The sequence below is a fragment of the Nocardioides sp. Z35_8 genome (assembly GCF_059621125.1).
Genome location: NZ_JCAQIE010000003.1, coordinates 399745 through 423717, shown reverse-complemented (window position 1 = coordinate 423717; position 23973 = coordinate 399745). Strand labels below are relative to the sequence as shown.

Here is a 23973-nt window from a genome sequence, read left to right as displayed (position 1 = left end):
GTTGGCTACGTTCGGAAGTGATAACCGCTGAATGCATCTAAGCGGGAAGCACGTTTCAAGATGAGGTTTCCCACCCAAATAATGGGGTAAGGCCCCCCACAGAACATGGGGTTGATAGGCCGGAGGTGTACAGCAGTAATGCCTAGCCGACCGGTACTAATAGGCCGAGGGCTTGTCCCAACACCGTACAAGACCACACACGCGCAAAAGACGAACACACATGTTCGCGTCCACTAAGCAGTTCCCAACCAACAAACCCAGCAGGGTTTGATTGAGTTGAAAGAGTTACGGCGGCCATAGCGAAACGGGAAACACCCGGTCCCATACCGAACCCGGAAGTTAAGCCTTTCAGCGCCGATGGTACTGCAACCGAGAGGTTGTGGGAGAGTAGGACGCCGCCGGACATACATTTGGCAGGGGCCACCAGTGATCTGGTGGCCCCTGCGTCATTTTGCGCCACGTGTGAGTAGCGTTGGCCCTGGACGGGGACAACGCGAGGAGAAGGGAAGTGCGGCTGTGGCCGAGGACCGTCGAGGACAGCGACCGTCACGGGGCGGGAGCGGCGCCGGCCGAGGAGGCTCGACCGCCGGCGGCCGTGGTGGCTCCAGCTCACGCAGTGGCCCGCGCAGCGACTCACGCGACAGCAGCGCGCGTGGCGACGCCCGCGGCGCGAGCCGCTCCGGCGAGGGTCGGAGCGCGTCGGGCCGCCCGTCGTCCGGGGGCAAGGCCTCCGGGGGCAAGGCCTCCGGGGGCAAGCCGACCGGTGGCAAGCGGCCCGAGCGCGGTCAGGAGCGTTCCTTCCGCGGGCGCTCCGAGCAGGCACCGCGCACCGTCGACCAAGCCGCCTACGACGGACCCGACCTGCCCGAGGGGATCACGGGTGCCGAGCTCGACCGCGGCGTACGCGCGCAGCTCAAGGGCCTGCCCGAGAAGCTCGCGGCCCGGGTGGCCAGGCACCTCGCTGCCGCCGGGGCGTTCATCGACCAGGACCCCGAGCTCGCCTACCGTCACGCCCTCGCCGCACGCGCCCGCGCGTCGCGGATCGCGGTCGTGCGCGAGGCTGCCGGCGAGACCGCCTACGCCGCCGGCCACTACGCCGAGGCGCTGTCGGAGCTGCGGGCGGCCAAGCGGATGAACGGCGCCACCGACTACCTGCCGATCATGGCGGACTGTCACCGCGCGTTGGGCAACCCCGAGCAGGCCATCAAGCTGGCCAAGAGCCCGTCGGTGGCCAACTTCAGCGCCGAGGCGAAGGCCGAGATGACGCTGGTCGAGGCCGGAGCGCGCCGTGACATGGGCCAGCTCGATGCCGCGCTGCGCACCCTGGAGCTCGCCCCGCTGACCTCCAACAGCCGGGCGCCCTGGGTGGTGCGGCTGCGCTACGCCTACGCCGACACGCTCGAGGCCGCCGGGCGCGAGTCCGACGCGCTGGCGTGGTTCCACCGCACGCACGCGATCGACGCCGAGGAGCTGACCGACGCCGCGCAGCGAGCCGACGCCCTGGAGCGTCGGCAGTCCTGAGCCGGCCCCGGCGCCAGCGGGGGACGGGTCCCGGGACGGGCGTTCGGCGTGATCACTGGCGCTCGGACGCCACATGCGTCACAATGGTGGCCTAATCACATACGTGTCACTCGACATTCGTTGAGCACTGACGACAGACCGCTGGGGAAGGCGCATCTGGAGCGTCGGAACTCAAGGAGGTCACCGTGACCACACGCATTGCTTCCCGTCCGGACGGTCCGGCCACGAGGGGCATCCTTTACGTGCACTCAGCTCCCTCCGCACTCTGCCCGCACATCGAGTGGGCCGTGGGCGGAGTGCTGGGCGTGGCCGTGTCCCTCGACTGGACGCCGCAGCCGGCCCAGCCGGGCTCCTACCGTGCCGAGCTGTCGTGGACGGGCGCCGCCGGCACCGCCGCGGCCGTCGCGTCGGCGCTGCGTGGCTGGAACCACCTGCGCTTCGAGATCACCGAGGAGCCGACGAGCTCGACCGAGGGCACCCGCTTCTCCTGCACCCCCGACCTCGGCATCTTCCACGCGATCACCGGGCCGCACGGTGACATCCTGATCCCCGAGGACCGCCTCAAGGCGGCCGTGGTCAAGGCCGCCCTCGGCGACACCACGCTGCTGCTCGAGATCGACCAGCTGCTCGGCAAGCCGTGGGACGACGAGCTGGAGACCTTCCGGCACGCGGGCGAGGGCGCCCCGGTCCGCTGGCTCCACCAGGTGGTGTGAGCGAGCCGGGACGCCTCTCGGCCTGATCCTCTCGCGGCGGGAGGGGCCGGCGTCAGAGCGGGATGTTGCCGTGGTGCCCGCGGCGTACGCCCGAGGTGTCGATCTCGTGGCGCATCGCCTGCGCGATCGCGCTGCGGGTGCGGGTGGGCTCGACGACCTCGTCCACCACGCCGATCTCGACGGCCTTGTCGACGCCGCCGGCGATGCGCTCGTGCTCGGCGGCCAGCTCCGCCTCGACCTGCGGACGGATCTCGGGGGAGACCTCGGCCAGCCGGCGGCGGTGCAGGATCCGGATCGCGGCCACCGCTCCCATCACGGCCACCTCCGCGCCGGGCCAGGCGAACACCCGGGTGGCTCCGAGCGAACGGGAGTTCATCGCGATGTAGGCGCCGCCGTAGGTCTTGCGGGTCACGAGCGTGACGCGGGGCACGACGCACTCGCCGAAGGCGTGCAGCAGCTTGGCACCGCGTCGCACGACGCCGTCCCACTCCTGGCCGACGCCGGGGAGGTATCCGGGCACGTCGACGAGAACGATCAGCGGCACCCCGAACGCGTCGCACATGCGCACGAAGCGGGACGCCTTCTCGGCCGACAGGGAGTCGAGGCAGCCGCCGAGGCGCAGCGGGTTGTTGGCGACCACGCCGACCGTGCGGCCGCCGAAACGGCCCAGGGCGGTGACGATGTTGGGCGCCCACCGGGCGTGCAGCTCCTGCATCGTGCCCTCGTCGAGCACTCCCTCGACGAGCGGGTGGACGTCGTAGGCCCGCTTCTTCGACTCCGGGAGCAGGGCCTCGAGGTCGCGGTCCTCCACGGAGTCGGCGGCCAGGCTGCCCTGGGCGCCGAGGAGCGAGGCGACCGTGCGGGCGCGGTCGAGCGCCTCGCGCTCGGACTCGGTGAGGATGTGCACCACGCCGGAGCGCCGGCCGTGGGGCTCCGGCCCGCCGAGGCGGAGCATGTCGACGTCCTCGCCGGTGACCGAGCGCACCACGTCGGGGCCGGTGACGAAGATGCGGCCCTCGGGACCGAGGATGACCACGTCGGTGAGCGCGGGCCCGTAGGCGGCGCCGCCGGCGGCGGGGCCGAGCACCACCGAGATCTGCGGGATCACGCCGGAGGCCTGCGTCATCACCTGGAAGATGCGTCCGACGGCGTGGAGGGACAGCACCCCCTCGGCGAGGCGGGCGCCGCCGGAGTGCCACAGCCCGATGATCGGGACACCGTCGGTGATCGCGCGGTGGTAGGCATCGACCACCACCCGGCAGCCCACGTCGCCCATCGCGCCGCCCATGACGGTGGCGTCGCTGCAGAAGGCCACCACGGACGTGCCGTCGACGCGGCCCACCGCGGCGAGCATCCCCGAGTCGTCGTCGGGGGTGATCAGCTCGAGCGTGCCCTCGTCGAGCAGCGCGGTGAGCCGGTGGACCGGGTTGCGCGGGTCCTGCTCGCGGGGCAGCTTGGCGGGCTTGGTGGCCGTCGTCGTCATCAGGATCCTTCCGGTTCCCCGCGGTGTCGTCCGGGAGAGTCGCGAGCGGGGCTTTCGTGGGTGGGGGTGGTGCTCAGACGCTGCCGAAGGCCACCGCGACGTTGGCGCCGCCGAAGCCGAAGGAGTTGTTGAGCGCCACGATGTCGCCGTCGGGCAGGTCGCGCCGGGCCGTCGGGATGTCGAGCTCGACCTCGGGGTCACGCTCGTCGAGGTTGATCGTGGGCGGGCTGACCCGGTCGCGGAGGGCCATCACGGTCGCGACGGCCTCCAGCGCGCCGGCCCCGCCGAGCAGGTGGCCGGTCATCGACTTGGTGCTCGTGACCACGCAGCGGTCGACGTGCTCGCCGAGCACGGCGTGGAGCATCAGGCCCTCGGCGATGTCGCCCTTCGGCGTGGACGTGGCGTGGGCGTTGACGTGGACCACGGTGGCCGGGTCGACGTCGCCCTCGCGCAGCGCCATCCGGATCGCCCGGGTGCCGCCGCGACCCTCGGGGTCGGGCTGGGCGATGTCGTGGGCGTCGTTGCTGATGCCGGCGCCGCGCACCTCGGCGTAGATCGTCGCGCCGCGGGCCCGGGCGTGCTCCTCGGACTCGAGCACGAGCACGGCACCGCCCTCGCCGAGGACGAAGCCGTCGCGGCCGGTGTCCCAGGGGCGGGAGACCGTCGTCGGGTCGCCGCCGTCGTCGCTCGCGGTCTTGGACAGCGCCATCATGTTGGCGAACGCCGCCATGGGCAGCGGGTGGATCGCGGCCTCCGTGCCGCCGGCCAGGACGACGTCGGCGCGACCGAGTCGGATCAGGTCGAGGGCCATCGAGATGGCCTCGTTGCCCGATGCGCACGCCGAGGTGGGGGCGTGCACGGCGGCGCGGGCGCCGTACTTGAGGCTCACGTTGGCCGCCGGCGCGTTGGGCATGAGCATCGGCACGGCCAGCGGGGAGACCCGGCGGGCGCCCTTCTCGAGCAGCGCGTCGTAGTTGGCCAGGAGCGTGGTGACTCCGCCGATGCCCGACGCGAGGGCCACTCCCAGCCGCTCGGGCTCGAGGCCGGACCCTTCGAGTCCCGCGTCGGCCCACGCCTGGTCGGCGGCGACCATGGCGAACTGGCTGGACCGGTCGAGCCGGCGCGCCTTGACGCGCTCGAGGACCTCGGACGGCTCGACGGCGACCCGGCCGCCGATCTTCACCGGCAGCTGGTCGACCCACTCGTCGGTCAGGCGTGCGATGCCGGAGGTGCCGGACAGCATCGCCTGCCACGTGGAGGCGACGTCCCCTCCGAGGGGGGAGGTGGTGCCGAGGCCGGTGACGACTACGCGGGTCGAGGGCATCAGGTGAGGTTCCGTTCTCGCTTGTGGGGGGTCCTGGGTCACGGGGGCCGGGCTGGACTCCGGCCACCCGTGACGTGAGGGGACGAGCGTCAGCCCTGGGCGCGCTCGATGTAGGCGACGGCGTCGCCCACGGTCTTCAGGTTCTTGACCTCGTCGTCGGGGATGGTCACGCCGAACTTCTCCTCGGCGGCCACGACGACCTCCACCATGGAGAGCGAGTCGACGTCGAGGTCGTCCACGAAGGACTTGTCCAGCTGGACGTCGTCGGCGTCGACGCCGGCCACCTCGTTGACGATCTCAGCGAGGTCGGCACGGATTTCTTCGGTGCTGGCCATGGGGCCTTCCCTTCTTGTTGTGTGGGTGCTGCTCGGTCTGTGCTGGTGCGGGTCTGTGGGGATGCCGTCCCGCCGTGCCCGGCGCGGCCGGGCGGGTCAGGGGACGGTGACGACCTGGGCGGCGTAGGCCAGTCCGGCGCCGAACGCGATGAGGAGGGCGGTGTCGCCGCTGCGGGCGTCGCCCTCGAGCATCATCCGGTCGAGCGCGAGCGGGACCGAGGCCGCCGACGTGTTGCCCTGGTCGGCGATGTCGCGGCCGATCCGCACGTGCTCGGGCAGCTTCATCGAGCGCGCCATCGCGTCGATGATGCGCATGTTGGCCTGGTGGGGGACGAAGACGTCGAGGTCGTCGGGGCTGACGCCGGCGGCGTCCATGGCCTGCTGGGCGACCTTGGCCATCGTGAAGGACGCCCACCGGAAGACCGGGTTGCCCTGCATCGTCAGGTGCGGCATCACGCCGGACCCGGGCGTGGTGTCGCTGCCGACGACGTCGCGCCAGTCCTCGCGCTGGCGGATGAGGTCGTACTGCTCCCCGTCGGAGCCCCACACCACGGGGCCGATGCCGGCGACGTCGCTGGGGCCGATCACCGCGGCGCCTGCGCCGTCGGCGAAGATGAACGCGGTGCCGCGGTCGTTCATGTCGGTGATGTCGGAGAGCCGCTCGACGCCGATCACCAGGACGTGCCCGGCGCTGCCGCCGCGCACCATGTCGGCGCCCAGCGCGACGGCGTGGCAGAAGCCGGCGCACGCGGCCGAGATGTCGAACGCCGCCGCGTGGTCGGTGCCGAGCTCGGTGGCGATCGCCGGCGCGATGGCCGGGGTCTGGAGGAGATGGCTGACCGTCGCGACGACGACGCAGTCGATCTGCTCGGGGCTGATGCCGGCGCGCTCGAGGGCCTGCCGCGAGGCGGCGACGCTCATCATCTGCACCGTCTCCTCGGGGGCGGCGAAGCGGCGGGTGCGGATGCCGGAGCGCTGCTGGATCCACTCGTCGCTGGACTCGATCGCCTCGACCACCTCGGAGTTGGGCACGATGCGCGAGGGGCGGTAGACGCCGAGGCCGAGGATGCGGGCGTGGGCGGCGCCGGTCGGGACGGTGATCGCCGCCATCAGAGCGAGGCCTCGGGGTGCAGGCGCAGGAGGGGCTGGCCGGGGGAGACCAGGTCGCCGTCCTCGACGAGCCACTCGACGACCGAGCCGCCGTGCGGCGCGGTGATGTCGGTGCGTTCGCGCAGGCTCGCCACCGCGCCGATCGTGGCGCCGGGGGCGAGCAGGTGGAGCTGCGCGGCCTCCGCGGAGAGGTGGAAGGTGCCCTTGGCGGGCGAGACGATCATCCGCCAGGTCGGGGTGGTCTCGATCATCGAGGCCTCGCCGTGCTTGTCGCAGAACTCGCGGGCCGCGTCGAGCTGGTCGGGCGTCTTGAGGGCGAAGGTCTCCACGCCCTTGAGCGCGCGCTTGGCGATGCCCGTGAGCGTGCCGGCGGGCGGCATCTCCAGGATGCCGGTGACGCCGAGGTCGCCCATCGTCTCCATGCACAGGTCCCAGCGGATCGGATTGGCGATCTGCCCGACGATGCGGCGGAGCACGTCGCGACCGTCGTGGACGACCTGGCCGTCGCGGTTGGAGATCACCGGGGTGCGCGGGTCGTGGGTGGAGACCGAGCGGGCCAGGGAGGCGAGGCGGTCGACCGCGGGCGCCATGTGCTCGGTGTGGAACGCGCCGGCGACGCTCAACGGCATCAGCCGCGCCTTGGCGGGCGGGTCGTCGGCGAACGCGGCCAGCTGCTCGATGGTGCCGGCGGCGACGACCTGACCGGGACCGTTGTCGTTGGCGGCGGTGAGTCCGTGGCGCTCGATCGTGGCGAGGACCTCGTCGCGGTCGCCACCGAGGACGGCCGTCATCCCGGTGGCGGTGGTGGTGGCCGCGTCGGCCATCGCGTTGCCCCGCTCGCGCACCAGCACCATCGCCTGCTCGGCGGTCATCACGCGCGCACCCGTCGCGGCGGTCAGCTCGCCGACGCTGTGGCCGGCGACCGCGCCGATGCGGGCGAACGCGTCGCCCGGGTGCGGGAAGAGGTCGAGGGCGGCGACCAGGCCGGTCGCGACCAGCAGCGGCTGGGCGATCTTGGTGTCGCGGATGGTCTCCGCGTCGGCCTCGGTGCCGTAGTGGGCCAGGTCGACGCCGGCGACGGTCGCCAGCCAGTCGAAGCGCGCGGCGAAGGTCGGGTCCTCCAGCCAGGGCGTGAGGAAACCGGGGGACTGGGCCCCTTGGCCGGGGGCGACGATGACGAGCACACGCCCACTCTGCCGGGTGGCGACCGCACGCCGCCGGTCCGACGCCGACGAATCTGACCCCCGGATCCTTGTAGGGTTCCTACAACTCCGTGCGTCCGGACTGGCGTCCCAGGATCAGGGCGAGCTGGAGCGCGAACGCCTCGCGCGGACGCGTCGGCGACCAGCCGGTGGTGTCGGTGATCTGGCGCAGCCGGTAGCGCACGGTGTTGGGGTGCACGAAGAGCGCACGTGCGGTCGCCTCGATCGAGGAGCCCTGCTCGAACCACGCCCCGAGCGTCTCGAGGAGGGTGCCGCGAGCCGCGACCAGCGGGAGGTAGACCTCGTCGACGAGGTGCCGGCGCGCGTGCCCGTCGCCGGCCAGCGCCCGCTCGGGGAGCAGGTCGCGGCTGGCCACCGGACGCGGGGCGTCGGGCCAACCGGTGGCGGCCCGGTGGGCCGACAGGGCGTCGCGGGCCGAGGCGCTGGCGTGGGCGAGGTCGGCGGTCACCTGCCCCACCACCACCGGGCCGTCGCCGAAGTGCTCGAGGAGCCGGGTCGCGGCCGGCAGCGGGTCGCTCACCCCGCCGAGGACGACGACGAGCCGATCACCCTGCGTGGCGCACAGGGCGTCCATCCCGCCGGCGCGCGCCGAGCGGCGTACGGACTCGAAGACGTCGAGCTCCGCCCGGTGCGGAGGCGGCGAGCCCAGCACCACGGCGACGTCGCCGTGGGCTCCCCAGCCCAGCGCGCTCGCCCGGGAGAGCACGGCCTCGTCGGCCTCGGCCCGCACCACCGCGTCGACCACGAGGGCCTCGAGGCGGGCGTCCCAGGCGCCGCGCGACTCCGCGGCGCGGGCGTAGACGGCGGCGGTGGCGAAGGCGACCTCGCGGGCGTAGCGCAGCACCGCGTCGTGCACCTCGCGGGCGTCCTCGGGGTGGAGGAGGGCGTCGATGGTGGTCTCGACGACCCGGATGCTGAGCCGCACCAGCTCGACCGTCTGCTGGAGCGAGATCACGCCGGTCAGCTCGCGCGGCGCGGCGCCGAACACCACCACGTCGAGCGGGTCGTGCGACGACGCCTCGATCTCGCGGTCGTACCAGTCGACGAAGCCGCGGATGCCGGCCTGCACGATCAGCCCGACCCACGACCGGTCCTCGGCGCTCAGGTCGTCGAACCACGGGAGGTCGGTCGACATCCGGGCCGTGGCCGCGGTGCTGAGCGCTCCCGTGGAGTTGCGCAGCGCCTCGGCGGCGCGACGTCTGGAGGCGGACACGGCACGACTGTAGTGGGACCGGCCGGGTAGTGGGATTCCCACGAAGCCCACCCGCGTGGCGCGGGCGGGAGCCGGGTGGGGGGCCGGGTCGGGGGCGGGTGGGGTCGAAGGTCACGAGTCCGCATCGCTGCGGGCGGTGCGGGGTACGTGGACGTCCACTCTGGTTGAATCCGCGACAGTCCGCGCCGCGCGGCCGAGGGGGAGGTCGAGAGTGCCCAGCAACAGCAGCCCGCAGGTCGAGCACGTGACCGTCCACGGCCACCGGCGCGCCTTCGTCCGCGCCGGGTCGGGGCCCGTGGTGCTGCTGCTCCACGGCCTCGGCTGCGACCACACCACCTGGGACCCGGTGATCACCTCGCTGTCGCGGACCCACACCGTGCTCGCTCCCGACCTGCTGGGCCACGGCTCGTCCGACAAGCCCCGGGCCGACTACAGCGTCGGCGGCTACGCCAACGGCATGCGCGACCTGCTGACCGTGCTGGGCATCGACACCGCCACGGTGGTCGGGCACAGCTTCGGTGGGGGAGTGGCGATGCAGTTCGCCTACCAGTACCCCGAGCGGACCGAGCGCCTGGTGCTCGTCGGGTCCGGCGGCCTCGGCCCCGAGGTGCACCCGGCCATCCGCGCGATCACCACGCCGGGGTTCCACCAGGTCATGGGCGTGCTCACCGCACCGGGACTGCGCCACGCCGCCACGACCACCCTGCGCGTGCTCGCCGGCACCGGGGTGTCCCGGCTGCGCGACCTCGACGAGGTCGCCGCGATCTACGACTCGTTCAAGGACCCCAGCGCCCGGGCGGCGATCCGACACGTCGTGCGGGCCGTCGTGGACTGGAGGGGCCAGGTCGTCACGATGGCCGACCGGGCCTACCTGACCGAGGCGATGCCGATGTGCGTCGTGTGGGGCTCCGACGACATGGTCATCCCGGCCCGCCACGCCGACACCGCCCGCACCCTCGCGCCGACCGCGCGGATCGAGATCATCCCCAACGCCGGCCACTTCCCGCACCGCGACCACCCCGAGCGGTTCGCCAGGATCGTGCGCGACTTCATCCGCACCACCGAGCCCAGCCGGCACGACCGAGACCGGTGGCGCGAGCTGCTGCACGACGGTGCGGCGCTCGCCCCGGCCGAGGCGCCTGCCGGCGACGCGCCCGTCGCGCCGCTGGACGACGTACGCGCGACGCCCGCCTGACCCGGGCGGTGGTCCGGGTCGGGCGGGCGTCGGCGCTTCGCGGACGTCGGCGAGCCGTCAGGCGTCGCCACCCTCCTGCTTGATGTCCTGGGTCGCGGTCGGGTCGTCGATGCGGTAGCGCTGGGCGGCCTCGACGACCTTCTCCACCGGGAAGTCGCCGGCGTCGGCCAGGGCCTGGAGCGCCTGGACGACGACGCTGACGGCGTCGATGTGGAAGAACCGGCGCGCGGCCGGGCGGGTGTCGGCGAAGCCGAACCCGTCCGCACCGAGGACGCGGTAGTCGGCCGGCACCCAGCGCGCGATCTGGAGCGGGACCGCCCGCATGTAGTCGGACACGGCGACGACCGGGCCCTGCACGTCGGCGAGCCTCTCGCTGACGTAGGGGGTGCGGCGCTGCTCGCCCGGGTTGAGCAGGTTCCACTGCTCGGCGGCGGCACCGTCGCGGGCCAGCTCGTTCCACGACGTCACGGACCACAGGTCGGACTGGACGCCCCAGTCCTCGGCCAGCAGGCGGGCCGCCTCCTGGATCCACGGGTAGCCGACGCCCGAGGCCATCAGCTGGACCCGCGGACCCTCGCCGTCGGCGGTGGCGACGCGGTGGATGCCCCGCAGGATCCCGTCGACGTCGACGTCGGCCGGCTCGGCGGGCTGGGAGACCGGCTCGTTGTAGACGGTGAGGTAGAAGATGACGTCCTCGCCGTGGCCCTCGGGCCCGCCGGTGCCGTACATCCGCTGGAGGCCGCTCTGCATGATGTGGGCGATCTCGTAGGCGAACGCGGGGTCGTAGTGGACGACCGCCGGGTTGGTCGCCGCCAGCAGCGGCGAGTGGCCGTCGGCGTGCTGGAGGCCCTCGCCGGTCAGGGTGGTGCGACCCGCGGTGGCGCCGATGAGGAAGCCGCGGGCGAGCTGGTCGGCCATCGCCCAGATCGAGTCGCCCGTGCGCTGGAAGCCGAACATCGAGTAGAAGATGTAGAACGGGATCATGTGCTCGCCGTGCGTGGAGTAGGCCGAGCCGGCGGCCGTCGCCGACGCCACGGCACCTGCCTCGGAGATGCCCTCGTGGAGCATCTGGCCCTGCGCGGACTCCTTGTAGGACAGCAGCAGCTTGCGGTCGACCGACTCGTACTGCTGCCCGCCCGGGTTGTAGACCTTGGCGCTCGGGAACATCGAGTCCATGCCGAAGGTGCGGTACTCGTCGGGCGCGATCGGCACGATGCGCTCGCCGATGCCGGGGTCCTTCATCCAGTCGCGCAGCTGGCGCACGACGGCCATCGTGGTGGCGATCTTGTTCTTGCCCGAGCCCTGCTTGAGCTCGGCGTACATCTCGTCGCCGGGCAGCTTGAGGGACGAGGCGCGGTTGACGCGGCGGGGGATCGAGCCGCCGAGGGCCCTGCGGCGCTCGAGCATGTACTCGACCTCCGGGGCCTCGGAGCCGGGGTGGAAGAACGGGGCGCCGCCCGTCTTCTCGTAGGACTCCTCGAGGTCGCGGTCGCTGATCGGCAGGTAGAGCCGGTCGCGGAACTTCTTGAGGTCGCCCAGGGTCAGCTTCTTCATCTGGTGGGTGGCGTTCTTGCCCTCGAGGGCGTCGATCGTCCAGCCCTTGATGGTGTGGGCGAGGATCACCGTCGGCTGACCGGTGTGCTTGGTCGCGGCGTCGAACGCGGCGTAGACCTTGCGGTAGTCGTGACCGCCGCGCGGCAGCTTCTCGATCTGCGAGTCCGACATGTGCTGGACCATCGCGCGCAGGCGCGGGTCGCCGCCGAAGAAGTGCTCGCGGACGTAGGCGCCGTCCTCGGTGGAGTAGGTCTGGAACGCGCCGTCGGGCGTGGAGTTCATCTGGTTGACCAGGACGCCGTCGACGTCGCGCGCCAGCAGCGCGTCCCACTCGCGGCCCCACACGACCTTGATGACGTTCCACCCGGCGCCGCGGAAGTTGGCCTCGAGCTCCTGGATGATCTTGCCGTTGCCGGTGACCGGGCCGTCGAGCTGCTGGAGGTTGCAGTTGATGACCCAGGTGAGGTTGTCGAGCTCCTCGCGCGCCGCCACGCGGATGGCGCCTAGCGACTCGGGCTCGGCCATCTCGCCGTCGCCCATGAACGCCCACACGCGCTGCTGGTCGGTGCCCTTGATGCCGCGGTTGTCGAGGTAGCGGTTGAAGCGGGCCTGGTAGATCGAGTTGATGGCCGTCAGGCCCATCGACACGGTCGGGAACTCCCAGAAGTCGGGCATCAGGCGCGGGTGCGGGTAGGACGGCAGGCCGGCGCCCTTGCCGTGCTGGACCTCCTGGCGGAAGCGGTAGAGCTGCGACTCGCTCAGCCGACCCTCGAGGAACGCGCGGGCGTAGACGCCCGGCGAGCCGTGGCCCTGGATGTAGACCTGGTCGCCGCCGCCCTCGTGGTCCTTGCCGCGGAAGAAGTGGTTGAAGCCGACCTCGTAGAGGCTGGCCGAGGACTGGTAGGTGGCGATGTGGCCGCCGACCTCGAGGCCCTTGCGGTTGGCCGAGGACACCATCACCGCGGCGTTCCACCGGATGAAGGCGCGGATGCGGCGCTCCACCTCCTCGTCGCCGGGGAACCACGGCTCGCGCTCGGGCGGGATGGTGTTGATGTAGTCGGTCGAGCGCAGCGCGGGAACGCCGACCTGCTTCTCGCGCGAGCGCTCGAGCAGTCGCAGCATGAGGTAGCGGGCCCGGTCGCGGCCGCGATCGTCCAGCATCGCGTCGAAGGACGCGAGCCACTCCTGCGTCTCGTCGGGATCGATGTCGGGCAGCTGGGTGGGCAGACCCTCGTGGATCACCGACGCGATGGCCGGGTTCTTGCTGGACTTCTCGCTGGACTTCTCGGCGTCACTCACCTGCTCATCGTGTCACGGTCCACCGCGCCACGAAATCTACCGGCGGGTAGTCCCATCGTGCGTGCACGCACGCGCCGTCTCAGCCCCGGCCCGAGGCGTCCGGACGGTCGCGGACGTGGCGCGTGGGCACGCGCGACCACCCGGTGGGGGTGGCCCGGGGTTGCGGCGCCTGCCGTGTTCCTGTGGACTGTGCGCACTGCCTGACCACAACGGTCGGGCACCCGGACATGGGAGGCACTGCGTGAGCTCGACGGTGGGCGATTCTGCCCCGGTGACAGGAGCGGGGGACCGGCTGGGCCTCAAGCCCGGCATGGTCGTCCAGGAACTCGGCTGGGACAACGACACCGATGACGAGCTTCGCGTCGCGGTCGAGGACACCATCGACGCCGACATGGTCGACGGCGACTACGGCAACGTCGTCGACGCGGTCCTGCTGTGGTGGCGCGACGACGACGGCGACCTCGTGGACGGCCTCGTCGACGCGCTCACCGACCTCGTCGGCGGTGGCTCGATCTGGCTGCTCACCCCGAAGGTGGGCCGGTCGGGGAGCGTGGACGCGGCCGACATCTCCGAGGCGGCCCCGATCGCGGGCCTCGCGCAGACGACGACCGCGGCAGTGAGCAAGGACTGGCAGGCCACCCGGCTGGTCGCCCCGAAGACCCCCGCGTGACGGCTCGCGCCCTCGCCTCGACCCTGGTGGGCCGGGCGTCGGGCGCCGCCACCACCGTCCGCGTGCTGGGCCGCGCGGGCGTGATCCGCCCCTACGCCCCCCGCACCCTGCTCGACGTCGGGCGCACGGTCGTGCGCTGGGGCACCGGCCCGGCCGGCGGCTTCGCGAGCCTCGCCGCCCGAGCCCCGCACCAGGTGGGGATCGTCGACGAGCTCGGTGAGCTCACCTGGGGCGAGCTGGACCGGCGCTCCAACGCCCTGGCCCGCGCGCTGGCCGATCGCGGCGTGGCCGAGGGCGACGCGGTCGCGATCATGTGCCGCAACCACCGCGGCCTCGTCGAGGCGTCCGTCGCGGCGGCCAAGCTGGGCGCCGACATCCTCTACCTCAACACCGCCTTCGCCGGCCCCCAGCTCGTCGACGTGCTCGCCCGCGAGGCGCCGCGCCTGGTCGTGCACGACGAGGAGTTCACGCCCCTGCTCGCCCGCGCGGAGGTCGAGCGGCGGGTGCTGGCCTGGACCGACGCCCCCACCGACACCCCGGCCGACACCTCGACCGGCGCCGTCGTGGGGGGCGAGGAGACCGTCGAGGAGACCGTCGAGCGGCTGGTGACGGCGTACGACGACGGCGACCTGCACCCGCCGGCGCGCCACGCCCGGGTGGTGGTCCTGACGTCCGGCACGACCGGCCCGCCCAAGGGCGCCCCGCGCCGCGAGGCGGGGGTCGACGCGGCGGTGGCGCTGCTCTCGCGGATGCCGCTGCGGGCCGGACGCCGCACCCACATCGCGGCGCCGCTGTTCCACACCTGGGGCTTCGCGCACCTCGCGCTGTCGATGCTGCTCGGCTCGACGATCGTGCTGCGGCGCGGCTTCGACCCGGAGGATGCCCTGCGCACCGCCGAGTCCGAGCGCTGCGAGTCGCTGGTCGTCATCCCGGTGATGCTCCAGCGGATGCTCGCCCTCGACCCCGCCGCCCTCGACCGCATCGACCTCTCCCGCGTGCGAGTCGTCGCCTCGTCCGGGTCGGCGCTGCCCGCGACCCTCGCGCACGCGTGGATGGACCGCTTCGGCGACAACCTCTACAACATCTACGGCTCGACCGAGGTCGCCTACGCCTCGGTCGCGACGCCGGAGGACCTGCGGGCCGACCCGACGTCCGCCGGTCGCCCGCCCCACGGCACGGTCGTGAGGATCCTCGACGACGCCGGCCACGAGGTCCCGCGCGGCGAGACCGGGCGGATCTTCGTCGGCAACGGCCTGCTCTTCGAGGGCTACACCGGAGGCGGCTCGAAGGAGGTCGTCGACGGGCTCATGTGCTCCGGCGACCTGGGCCACCTCGACGCGGCCGGTCGCCTGCACGTCGCGGGCCGCGACGACGACATGATCGTCTCGGGCGGCGAGAACGTCTTCCCGCGCGAGGTCGAGGACTGCCTCGTCGCCCACGAGGCGGTGGGGGAGGTCGCCGCCGTCGGTGTCGCCGACGAGGACTATGGTCAGCGTCTGCGCGCCTTCGTGGTGCGCACCGGCGAGGTCTCGGCCGACGAGCTGCGCGAGCACGTGCGGGTCAGCCTGGCCCGGTTCAAGGTGCCGCGCGAGATCGTCTTCGTCGACGAGCTCCCGCGCAACGCAACGGGCAAGGTCCTCAGGCGCGACCTGGCCCGGTGGGACGACGAGACGGACGACGAGAAGGACGGCGAGGGACCACCGTGACGAGCAACGGACTGTGCATGGGTGAGGCGGCTCCCGACTTCACGCTGCGCGACCAGTTCGGCCAGGACGTGCGGCTCAGCGACTTCCACGGCCGCAAGGCGGTCGTGCTGATGTTCTTCCCGTTCGCCTTCTCCGGCGTGTGCACCGGCGAGCTGTCGGGGGTCCGCGACCGGCTCGACGAGTTCCTCACCTTCGACACCGAGGTGCTGGCCGTCTCGTGCGACTCGGTCTACGCGCTGCGCACCTTCGCCGAGGCCGAGGGGCTCAACTTCCCGCTGCTGTCCGACTGGTGGCCGCACGGCGCCGTCACCTCCGCCTACGAGGTCTTCGACGAGACCAAGGGCGCCCCGCGCCGCTCGTCCTACGTCATCGATCGTGAGGGCCGGCTGCGCTGGTCGGTGCACAACGCGAGCCTCGACGGTCGCGACCTCGAGGAGCACCTGCGCGAGCTGCACGCGGCTCTCTAGCCGGTCTCCAGCCGGGCCTCGCGGGCCTCCGGGCCGCTGCGGTCTAGACCGATCGTCCCCAGATCCGCGATTCGGGGCACCCCCTTGAGGGGGTCGTGTAACGTTCTTCTTGTTGAACCGCTGGTGACCCGAGACGCCAGCGGTTCAACTCATTTCCGGGCACGGTGCCCCCGCGTGAGACGGCCCGCTCCGACGGTTTGCCGAGCGCGGTGCGCGGTCCCGTAGGGTGTGCCACTGCGCGTCGGTAGCTCAGCGGTAGAGCACTCGGTTTACACCCGAGCGGTCGGCGGTTCGAAACCGTCCCGACGCACTCCTTCCACCGGGTGCGTCTCCCGCCCGTCGCGCGGCGGGCTCCGCTCGTCGCGGCCTGCCTGCCGTCCGTCGCGCGGGCCTCGATCGGCGCGCGTGACGCGTGCCACAGTGGGTCCATGATCGTCCCCTTCAGCGTCAGCGACTTCATCGAGCGCGCGGCGGCCGTCTACGGCGAGCGCCCGGGCTTCATCGACGAGCCCGACCAGCCGGCCGAGTCGCTGGGCACGGTGACCTACGCGGAGGCGTACGAGCTGGCCCGGCGCCAGGCGGCCCGTCTCGACGAGCTCGGGCTCGAGGTCGGGGACCGGGTGGCGATCATCAGCCACAACTCGGCGCGGCTGCTCACGTCGTTCTTCGGCGTGTGCGGCTCGGGGCGGGTGCTGGTGCCGATCAACTTCCGGCTGCGCCCCGACGAGATCTCCTACATCGTGTCGCACTCCGGCGCCCGGGTGCTCTACGTCGACCCCGAGCTGGTGGAGCCGCTGCGGGGGGTCGACGTGGAGCACACGTTCGTGCTGGGGCAGGACGAGGCGATGTTCGCCGCGCCCGGCACCGAGCCGCGGGCGTGGGAGCCCGACGAGAACGCGACCGCGACGATCAACTACACCTCCGGCACGACCGCCCGGCCCAAGGGCGTGCAGCTGACCCACCGCAACCTCTGGACCAACGCCGTGACCTTCGGGCTGCACGCCGGGGTGAGCGACCGCGACGTCTACCTGCACACGCTGCCGATGTTCCACGCCAACGGTTGGGGGATGCCGTTCGCGATGACCGGGCTGGGCGTGCCGCAGGTCGTGCTGCGCAAGGTCGACGGCGCCGAGATCCTGCGCCGGGTGGAGCAGCACGGCGTGACCGTGATGTGCGCGGCGCCTGCCGTGGCGGCCGCGGTGCTCGACGCGGCGCAGGACTGGGAGGGCGAGATCCCCGGACGCGACCGCGTGCGGATCATCATGGCCGGCGCCCCGCCGCCCACCAGGACCGTGGTGCGCGTCGAGGAGGAGCTCGGCTGGGAGTTCGTCCAGATCTACGGCCTCACCGAGACCTCGCCCCTGCTCACGGTCAACCGCAGCCGTGCGGAGTGGGACGACCTGTCGGCCGAGGAGCGGGCGGCCAAGCTGGTGCGGGCCGGCGCGCCGGCCATCGGCGTACGCCTGCGCACCGACGCGCAGGGCGAGGTGCTGGCGCGCTCCAACGTGATCCTCGAGGGCTACTGGGAGCGTCCCGACGAGACCGCCAAGGCCCTGGTCGACGGCTGGTTCCACACCGGCGACGGCGGCGTGATCGGCGACGACGGCTACCTCACGATCAGCGACCGCAAGAAGGACGTGATCATCACCGGCGGCGAGAACGTCTCCTCCATCGAGGTCGAGGACGTGCTCTTCTCGCACCCGGCGGTCGCCGAGGTCGCCGTGATCGGCGTGCCGAGCGAGAAGTGGGGTGAGACGATCAAGGCCCTGGTCGTGCTCACCGACGGCGCCAGCGTCGACGAGGCCGAGCTGATCGCGTGGTGCAAGGAGCGGGCGGCCGGATACAAGGCCCCGACCTCGGTGGAGTTCCGCGACGAGCTCGCGCGCACGGCGACGGGCAAGCTGCAGAAGTTCAAGCTGCGCCAGCCCTACTGGCAGGCGCAGGAGCGCCAGGTCAACTAGCCCCACCGGACGCCCCGCCACCCCCGCCGCCCCGGGGTCGTCGTCTAGCCTGCGCAGATGCCCAGCCTCGCCGACGTCGTCGACCTGCTCCACGCGTGGTACCCGCCCGGCACGGCCGACGGCTGGGACGCCGTGGGCCTGGTGGCGGGCGACCCGACCGCGGAGGTCGCGCGGGTGATGTTCGCCGTCGACCCGACCGTCGAGGTCGCCCGCGAGGCCGTCGCGTGGGGTGCCGACCTGCTCGTCGTGCACCACCCGCTGTTCCTCACGCCGGTCAGCTCGGTCGCCGCGGACACCCCCAAGGGGCGCACGCTGCACACGCTGACCGCGGGCGGGTGCGCCCTGCTCGCCGCCCACACCAACGCCGACCAGGCGTCCTCCGGCGTCTCCGAGGCGCTGGCGCTGGCCCTCGGCCTGCGCGACCTCGCCCCGATCCGCCCGGCGCCCGCGCAGCCGCTCGACAAGGTCGTCGTCTTCGTGCCGCTGGCGCAGGCCGACGCCGTCCGCACGGCCATGACCGAGGCGGGGGCAGGCCGACTCGGCGACTACGACTCCTGCACGTGGACCACGACCGGCGAGGGCCGCTTCCGTCCGCTCGAGGGGGCCTCGCCCGCGATCGGCGCGGTGGGCGGCCTCGAGGTGGTCGAGGAGGCCCGGATCGAGGCGGTCGTGCCGCCCGGGCGCCGGACGGCCGTCGTGCGGGCGATGCTCGCCGCCCACCCCTACGAGGAGCCGGCCTACGACGTCGTGTCCCTCGCCGACCCCGGCCTCGCCCCGACCGGCACCGGGCGCACCGGCAGCGTCGAGGAGACCACGCTGGAGCAGTTCGCGGCACGGGTGGCGGCCGCGCTGCCGGCGACCGCCCACGGCGTACGCGTCGCCGGCGACCCCCAGCGGCCGGTGCGCCGCGTCGCGGTGTGCGGCGGGGCGGGCGACTTCCTGCTCGACGAGCTCGCGCACAGCGACGTCGACGCCTACGTCACCAGCGACCTCCGGCACCACCGGGCGGGGGAGTTCCTCGAGCACGGAGGGCCCGCCCTGGTCGACGTCGCCCACTGGGCGGCGGAGTGGACGTGGCTGCCGGTGGTGGAGGCTCGGCTGCGCCGGGCGCTGGACGATAGGGTCGAGACCCGGGTCAGCACGCGGTGCACCGACCCGTGGACGTTCCGCCACTGAAGCAGGAGAGCCGTTGAAGGCCGATCCCACCCACCAGGTCGCGCTGCTCGGCGTCGCCGAGCTCGACTCGCGCGCCGCCCAGCTGCGGCACCAGCGAGCCCACCTCCCCGAGCTGGCGGAGATCAGCGCGTTGGAGGCCGAGCGCACCGAGCTCACCGACCGGGTCCGCGACGCGCGCATCGTCGTCGACGACCTCACCGTCGAGCAGGCCAAGGCCGACCGCGAGGTCGAGCAGGTCAAGGCCCGCCGCGAGCGTGACCGCACCCGGATGGACACCGGACAGGTCACCAACCCCAAGGACCTCGAGCGGATGCAGCACGAGCTGGTCTCCCTCGAGCGCCGCATCACGACGCTCGAGGACGCCGAGCTGGAGGTGATGGAGAAGCTCGAGGAGGCCCAGCAGGTGCTCGACGGCCTCGGCATCCGCGCCGACGACATCGACGCGCGGCTCGCCGAGCTCGTCACCGCCCGCGACGACAAGCGCGCCGAGATCGACCGCGCCCTCGACGAGGTCACCGCCGCCCGCGGCCCCGCCACCGAGGGGATGCCGGAGGACCTGATGGCGCTCTACGAGCGGCTGCGCGAGCAGAAGGGCATCGGTGCGGCCCTGCTGCGGGCCCGCCAGTGCGGCGGCTGCAACATGGGCCTCGACGCCTCCGAGCTGTCGCGGATCCGCTCCGCGCCGGCCGACGAGGTCATCCGGTGCGAGGAGTGCCAGCGCATCCTGGTGCGCACCGACGAGTCCGGCCTCTGAGAGGACGACGCGTCGTGCGCTTCGTCGACGCCGAGGTGGTCGCGGAGCGCAGTCGCATGTCGTTGCGCGCCCGGGTGGCGCGGCTGCGGGCGAAGGGCTGGGTGATCGGGCAGTGCGCGGTCGCCGCGGGCGTCGCGTGGTGGCTCGCCTCGGACGTCTTCGGCCACCGTCTGCCGTTCTTCGCGCCGATCGCGGCGGTCGTCTCGCTGGGCATGTCCTACGGCCAGCGGCAGCGCCGGGTCGCGGAGGTGACCGTGGGCGTGGCGCTCGGGGTCTTCCTCGGCGACGCGACGACCCACCTGATCGGGTCAGGCGGCGTGCAGATCGCGCTGATCGTGGCCGCCGGCATGTCGATCGCGCTGCTGCTCGACGCGGGGCAGCTGCTGGTCATCCAGGCGGCGGTGCAGGGCATCGTGGTCGCGGCGCTCGCCCCCGCCCCGGGCGAGGCGTTCCTGCGCTGGACCGACGCGATCATCGGGGGAGCGGTGGCGCTCGTGGCGGCCACCGTCGTGCCCCGGGCGCCGCTGCGCAAGCCGCGCGACCAGGCCGCGGTGGTGGTGCGCAAGATCGCCGAGCTGCTGCGCTCCAGTGCCGACCGGCTCGGCGACGGTGACGTCGAGCGGGCGCTGGCCGCGCTGCGCGACGCGCGCTCCACCGACGTGCTCATCGCCGAGCTGCGCGCCGCGTCGGAGGAAGGGCTGTCGGTGGTGAGCTCCTCGCCCTTCCGGCGACGGCACGGCGAGCACCAGCGCCGCCTCGCCGAGCTCGTCGAGCCGCTCGACGTGGCGCTGCGCAACACCCGGGTCGTCGTGCGCCGGGTGGCGGTGGCGTGTCACCGCCGTGAGCCCGTGCCGGCGTCGTACGCCTCCCTGACGCGCGACCTGGCCGCGCTCTGCGACCGCGTCGCCGACGAGCTCGTCTCCGACCGGATGGCCGCCGCCGTCATCGAGGACCTGATCTCGCTCGGGCGCGCCACGGCGCAGGTGGAGCACAGCGACGACCTGTCGGCGGAGGTGATCCTCGCGCAGGTGCGCTCGATCATCGCCGACATGCTCGCGCTCTGCGGGATGGACCCGCTCGAGGCGACCGACGCGATCCCGCTGCGCTAGCTGGACATCACAACTAGACGGCGGTCACGACGACGTCGAGCTGGGTGCCCTTGGCGGTCGGCTCGCCGACCTCGACGGTCCAGCCGAGCCGGGTGAGCGCGTCGGCGAGCGCGCGCGGCGTGCGCGGGTTGGCGCCGTCCTCGAGGAGGGCGCGGACGATCCGGCCCTTGGTCGCCTTGTTGAAGTGGCTCACGACCGTGCGCCGGCCGTCGGACTCGTGGAGGACGCGCACGGTCGCGACGCGGCGGGCCAGTGACGCGTCGGGTCGCCAGAAGGCGGCGTAGGTGCCGGAGCGCAGGTCGACGAGCAGCCCCGGACCGAGCGCGTCGGTGACGGCCTCGCCGAGCACCTCGCGCCACGCGCCGGCCACCGACCCGGTGCCGGGCAGGGACGCGTCGCCGGAGAGCCGGTAGGCCGGGATCCGGTCGCCGGGACGCACGATGCCGAACAGCGCGCTGGTGACGGCGACGCGCGACGTGGCGCGCCGGCGGGCAGCGGGGGAGAGCGTGGCGAGGCCGAGCGCGTCGTAGAGCACGCCGGTGTAGACGGCGTCGGCGCGGGCGGTCGGGGCGTCCACCAGGTCGGCGTTGCGCTGCACCAGGTCGCGCTGGGCGGGACCCAGGCCGAGCACGGCGGCCGCGGCCTCCGGGTCGTCGCGGCAGAGGCGTACGAGCGACTCGAGCAGCGACGCGCGGGTCGGGGTGAGCGACGGGGACGACAGCGCGTCGAGGTCGAGGGGCTTGCCCCGGCGCGGAGCGGTCTTGCCCTCGCTGGGTGGCAGCAGGATCAGCACGGGCGCAAGCGTAGGCAGCGCCGCTGCCGGCCCCACGGCTAGGGTGCGGGCATGCCGAGCAACCGCGTGGTGAAGGTCCGATCGACGGGCGACAGCGTCACGGCGCAGGAGATGCGCGACGGCATCGCGGCGATCCAGCAGGAGCTCGAGGTGTCGGCGGCGTTCCCCGACGCCGTCGAGCGCGCCGCCGCCGAGGCGGCCGCCTCGCCGCGGCTGCCCGAGCTCGACCGCACCGACATCCCGTTCGTGACGATCGACCCCGAGTCGGCCCGCGACCTCGACCAGGCGATGCACATCGAGCGCGACGGCACCGGCTACGTCGTGCACTACGCGATCGCCGACGTGGCGGCGTTCGTTGCGCCGGGCGACCCGGTCGACGTCGAGGCCCACCGTCGCGGCGAGACGCTCTACGGCGCCGACTCCAAGATCCCGCTGCACCCGCCCGTGCTGAGCGAGGGGGCGGCGTCGCTGCTTCCCGACGAGGTACGCCCGGCGCTGCTGTGGACCATCAAGGTCGACGAGACGGGCGAGGGCACCGACGTCGACGTGCAGCGGGCGCTGGTCCGCTCGCGCGCCAAACTGTCCTACGAGGGCGTGCAGGCCGAGCTCGACGCCGGCAAGGCCTCCGACCTCGTCGGCCTGCTGCGGGAGGTCGGCGAGCTGCGCCTGGCCCGCGAGGCCGCCCGCGGCGGGGTCTCGTTGCCGCTGCCCGAGCAGGAGCTCGTCGAGAGCGAGGGCGGCCACTGGGAGCTGGAGTTCCGGCGACTCACGCCGGTCGAGACGTGGAACGCGCAGATCTCGCTGCTCACCGGGATGGCCGCCGCGTCGCTGATGGTCTACGCCCGCACGGGCATCCTGCGCACCCTGCCGCCGGCCGACCCCCGCGACGTGCAGCGCCTCCACCGCACCGCCCGCGCGCTCGGCATCGCCTGGCCGGCCGAGCAGCTCTACCCCGACTTCATCCGCACGCTCGACCCGTCGACGCCGACGCACGCCGCGATGATCGTGGCGTGCACCCGCCTGCTGCGCGGCGCCGGCTACGTCACGTTCAACGGAGAGCTGCCCGAGCAGGCCCAGCACTCCGCCCTCGCCTCGGAGTACGCCCACGTGACGGCGCCGCTGCGCCGGCTCGCCGACCGCTACGCCGGCGAGATCTGCGTGGCGCTGTGCGCGGGCACCGAGGTGCCGACCTGGGTGGTCGAGGCGATGGCCGGCCTGCCCGACGCGATGACCGAGTCGGGCCGCCGGGCCAACCGCTACGAGAACGCCGTCGTCGACCTCTGCGAGGCCGAGCTGCTCCACGAGCGGGTGGGCGAGCGCTTCGCCGCCGTCGTCGTCGAGCTCGACGACAAGAGCAGGCAGAAGGGCGACATCACCATCCAGGATCCCGCCATCGAGGCCCGGGTCATCGCCACCACCGACCTGCCCCTCGGCGAGGAGGTCACCGTCGAGCTGGTCGAGGCAGACCCGCGCACGCGGAAGGTGGCGTTCCGCCTCGTCTGAGCCCGGCTGTGGAGAGCGGGAGCGGGCGCGGCCCGATGCCGGCAGGCTGACGGGCATGGGGACCCGTCGAGGCGCTGCGGCGCTACGGCGGCCACGCCTCGCACCAGCAGCTCCTGCAGCTGACGACACGTCGCCTGCTCCGGGCCGCGGTCGAGACCGGTCAGGTGGTGCGGGTCGCGCGCGGGCGCTACGCGCTGCCCACCGCCGAGGACGCCCGCCGCGCGGCCGCCGAGCGATCGCCGACTCGGCCCTCCGCGCGGGGGACGGGACCCGGGCGGAGCTCGACGGCGTACGCGTGCGCGGTGCGGGGGCCGCCGCGGTCAGGCGGGTCCTGCGCCAGGCCGACCCCCGGGCCGCCAACCCCTTCGAGTCCGTCCTCCGGGCGCTGTGCCTCGATGCCTCGCTGGACGTGCACCCGCAGCTCGCAGTCGACCTGGGGTCGGGGACCGTGCATCCCGACCTGGTCGTGCCGGCCCTGAAGGTCGTCCTCGAGGCCGACTCGTGGACCTTCCACGCGACCCGAGGGGCCCATGCGCGCGACTGCGCCCGCTACAACCTGCTGGTGCTCCACGGGTGGCGGGTGCTCCGGTTCACGTGGGAGCAGGTGAGGCGAGCGGACCTATGTCCGCTGGACCCTCGCCCAGCTCGTAGGTGTCGGACAGGACGAGGTCGACGGCGGGCTCGCGGCCACCGCGTGAGGCGGGCGCCCCAGCTGAGTTCGTCCTGTCCGACGCGCCGGGGAGCGCGGCTGCGACGCGACCGGCCCGGTCGGTCGTCCGGCACACTGTCGATATGTCCCTCACGGACAGCGAGCGCCACGAGGTGGCGCGCTGGCAACCGGCCGACCCGCTGGCTGCCGCGCCC

Annotated in this window: 19 protein-coding genes, 1 tRNA gene and 2 rRNA genes; 14 read left to right on the top strand and 8 right to left on the bottom strand. The window is 73.1% G+C overall.

The genetic code is table 11. The features are described from left to right. From AC54T2_RS16405 to AC54T2_RS16390, 4 genes are all read left to right on the top strand, one after another. Positions 1–180 (top strand): 23S ribosomal RNA (locus AC54T2_RS16405); the annotation flags it as partial. Positions 181–286: 106 nt separating this feature from the next. Next, positions 287–404 (top strand): 5S ribosomal RNA (rrf, locus tag AC54T2_RS16400). Between the two features lie 112 nt (positions 405–516). Further along, a complete protein-coding gene (locus AC54T2_RS16395; protein ID WP_496666709.1) occupies positions 517–1521 on the top strand; it encodes a tetratricopeptide repeat protein in 1005 nt (334 codons plus the stop codon). 185 nt (positions 1522–1706) lie between these two features. Then, positions 1707–2234, top strand: a complete 528-nt coding sequence (locus tag AC54T2_RS16390; RefSeq protein WP_446686241.1) for a DUF3145 domain-containing protein — start codon at positions 1707–1709, stop codon at positions 2232–2234. Between the two features lie 52 nt (positions 2235–2286). Here AC54T2_RS16390 and AC54T2_RS16385 read toward each other — a convergent pair whose 3' ends face one another. The 6 genes from AC54T2_RS16385 to AC54T2_RS16360 all read right to left on the bottom strand — a co-directional run bounded on the left by AC54T2_RS16385 (position 2287) and on the right by AC54T2_RS16360 (position 8922). Beyond that, positions 2287–3717, bottom strand: coding sequence for an acyl-CoA carboxylase subunit beta (locus AC54T2_RS16385; RefSeq protein WP_186342658.1), 1431 nt, complete (start codon positions 3715–3717; stop codon positions 2287–2289). Between the two features lie 73 nt (positions 3718–3790). Next, positions 3791–5041 carry a beta-ketoacyl-[acyl-carrier-protein] synthase family protein gene (locus tag AC54T2_RS16380; RefSeq protein WP_186342657.1) on the bottom strand — a complete coding sequence of 417 codons (1251 nt, stop codon included), beginning with the start codon at positions 5039–5041 and terminating at the stop codon, positions 3791–3793. Positions 5042–5130: 89 nt separating this feature from the next. Next, positions 5131–5376: an acyl carrier protein gene (locus AC54T2_RS16375; RefSeq protein ID WP_172260204.1), complete on the bottom strand. Its 246-nt coding sequence runs from the start codon at positions 5374–5376 to the stop codon at positions 5131–5133. A 96-nt stretch (positions 5377–5472) separates the two neighbouring features. After that, positions 5473–6486, bottom strand: coding sequence for a beta-ketoacyl-ACP synthase 3 (locus AC54T2_RS16370; RefSeq protein ID WP_489976237.1), 1014 nt, complete (start codon positions 6484–6486; stop codon positions 5473–5475). Continuing rightward, a complete protein-coding gene (locus AC54T2_RS16365) occupies positions 6486–7670 on the bottom strand; it encodes an acyltransferase domain-containing protein (RefSeq protein ID WP_496666708.1) in 1185 nt (394 codons plus the stop codon). Before AC54T2_RS16365 ends, AC54T2_RS16370 begins: the two co-directional genes overlap by 1 nt. Positions 7671–7749: 79 nt before the next feature. Further along, positions 7750–8922 carry a PucR family transcriptional regulator gene (locus tag AC54T2_RS16360; RefSeq protein WP_241005374.1) on the bottom strand — a complete coding sequence of 391 codons (1173 nt, stop codon included), beginning with the start codon at positions 8920–8922 and terminating at the stop codon, positions 7750–7752. A 211-nt stretch (positions 8923–9133) separates the two neighbouring features. Between AC54T2_RS16360 and AC54T2_RS16355 the strand changes: the two genes are divergently transcribed. Next, a complete protein-coding gene (locus AC54T2_RS16355; protein ID WP_496666707.1) occupies positions 9134–10117 on the top strand; it encodes an alpha/beta fold hydrolase in 984 nt (327 codons plus the stop codon). Positions 10118–10174: 57 nt separating this feature from the next. Here AC54T2_RS16355 and aceE read toward each other — a convergent pair whose 3' ends face one another. Next, entirely contained in the window at positions 10175–12970 is a 2796-nt protein-coding gene (aceE, locus tag AC54T2_RS16350; RefSeq protein ID WP_241005375.1) for a pyruvate dehydrogenase (acetyl-transferring), homodimeric type, read from the bottom strand. A 271-nt stretch (positions 12971–13241) separates the two neighbouring features. On the opposite strand from aceE, the gene AC54T2_RS16345 reads away from it, so the two are divergent. The 8 genes from AC54T2_RS16345 (at position 13242) to AC54T2_RS16310 (ending at position 20813) form a co-directional block, all read left to right on the top strand. Further along, the gene (locus tag AC54T2_RS16345; RefSeq protein WP_277395316.1) at positions 13242–13640 is read left to right on the top strand and encodes a DUF3052 domain-containing protein; all 399 of its coding nucleotides are present in this window, start codon (positions 13242–13244) and stop codon (positions 13638–13640) included. Next, positions 13637–15346 carry an AMP-binding protein gene (locus tag AC54T2_RS16340; protein ID WP_496666706.1) on the top strand — a complete coding sequence of 570 codons (1710 nt, stop codon included), beginning with the start codon at positions 13637–13639 and terminating at the stop codon, positions 15344–15346. The genes AC54T2_RS16345 and AC54T2_RS16340 overlap by 4 nt, the downstream gene beginning before the upstream one ends. Next, positions 15343–15813, top strand: coding sequence for a redoxin domain-containing protein (locus tag AC54T2_RS16335; RefSeq protein WP_489976233.1), 471 nt, complete (start codon positions 15343–15345; stop codon positions 15811–15813). The genes AC54T2_RS16340 and AC54T2_RS16335 overlap by 4 nt, the downstream gene beginning before the upstream one ends. A 238-nt stretch (positions 15814–16051) precedes the next feature. Further along, positions 16052–16123: transfer RNA gene (locus AC54T2_RS16330), tRNA-Val, on the top strand. Positions 16124–16241: 118 nt separating this feature from the next. Continuing rightward, positions 16242–17774 (top strand): AMP-binding protein, encoded by a 1533-nt coding sequence (locus tag AC54T2_RS16325; protein WP_496666705.1) that lies wholly within the window; start codon positions 16242–16244, stop codon positions 17772–17774. 57 nt (positions 17775–17831) lie between these two features. Continuing rightward, on the top strand, positions 17832–18950 hold the full coding sequence (locus AC54T2_RS16320) for a Nif3-like dinuclear metal center hexameric protein (RefSeq protein WP_496666704.1): 1119 nt from the start codon (positions 17832–17834) through the stop codon (positions 18948–18950). A 13-nt stretch (positions 18951–18963) separates the two neighbouring features. Continuing rightward, positions 18964–19704 carry a CT398-like coiled coil hairpin domain-containing protein gene (locus AC54T2_RS16315; RefSeq protein WP_489976230.1) on the top strand — a complete coding sequence of 247 codons (741 nt, stop codon included), beginning with the start codon at positions 18964–18966 and terminating at the stop codon, positions 19702–19704. Between the two features lie 14 nt (positions 19705–19718). Continuing rightward, on the top strand, positions 19719–20813 hold the full coding sequence (locus AC54T2_RS16310) for an FUSC family protein (RefSeq protein WP_489976229.1): 1095 nt from the start codon (positions 19719–19721) through the stop codon (positions 20811–20813). Positions 20814–20826: 13 nt separating this feature from the next. Here the strand turns inward: AC54T2_RS16310 and yaaA are convergent, their stop codons facing one another. Beyond that, positions 20827–21606 (bottom strand): peroxide stress protein YaaA, encoded by a 780-nt coding sequence (gene yaaA, locus AC54T2_RS16305; RefSeq protein WP_489976228.1) that lies wholly within the window; start codon positions 21604–21606, stop codon positions 20827–20829. A gap of 51 nt (positions 21607–21657) precedes the next feature. On the opposite strand from yaaA, the gene AC54T2_RS16300 reads away from it, so the two are divergent. After that, positions 21658–23109 (top strand): RNB domain-containing ribonuclease, encoded by a 1452-nt coding sequence (locus AC54T2_RS16300; protein WP_496666703.1) that lies wholly within the window; start codon positions 21658–21660, stop codon positions 23107–23109. Positions 23110–23973 lie beyond the last annotated feature (864 nt).

What these genes read in the sequence shown, in the direction of transcription:
- AC54T2_RS16385 (WP_186342658.1), bottom strand. Translation starts at nt 3,717, where the DNA reads ATGACGACGACGGCCACCAAGCCCGCCAAGCTGCCCCGCGAGCAGGAC.
- AC54T2_RS16325 (WP_496666705.1), top strand. Translation starts at nt 16,242, where the DNA reads ATGATCGTCCCCTTCAGCGTCAGCGACTTCATCGAGCGCGCGGCGGCC.
- AC54T2_RS16320 (WP_496666704.1), top strand. Translation starts at nt 17,832, where the DNA reads ATGCCCAGCCTCGCCGACGTCGTCGACCTGCTCCACGCGTGGTACCCG.
- AC54T2_RS16380 (WP_186342657.1), bottom strand. Translation starts at nt 5,041, where the DNA reads ATGCCCTCGACCCGCGTAGTCGTCACCGGCCTCGGCACCACCTCCCCC.
- AC54T2_RS16300 (WP_496666703.1), top strand. Translation starts at nt 21,658, where the DNA reads ATGCCGAGCAACCGCGTGGTGAAGGTCCGATCGACGGGCGACAGCGTC.
- AC54T2_RS16370 (WP_489976237.1), bottom strand. Translation starts at nt 6,486, where the DNA reads ATGGCGGCGATCACCGTCCCGACCGGCGCCGCCCACGCCCGCATCCTC.
- AC54T2_RS16375 (WP_172260204.1), bottom strand. Translation starts at nt 5,376, where the DNA reads ATGGCCAGCACCGAAGAAATCCGTGCCGACCTCGCTGAGATCGTCAAC.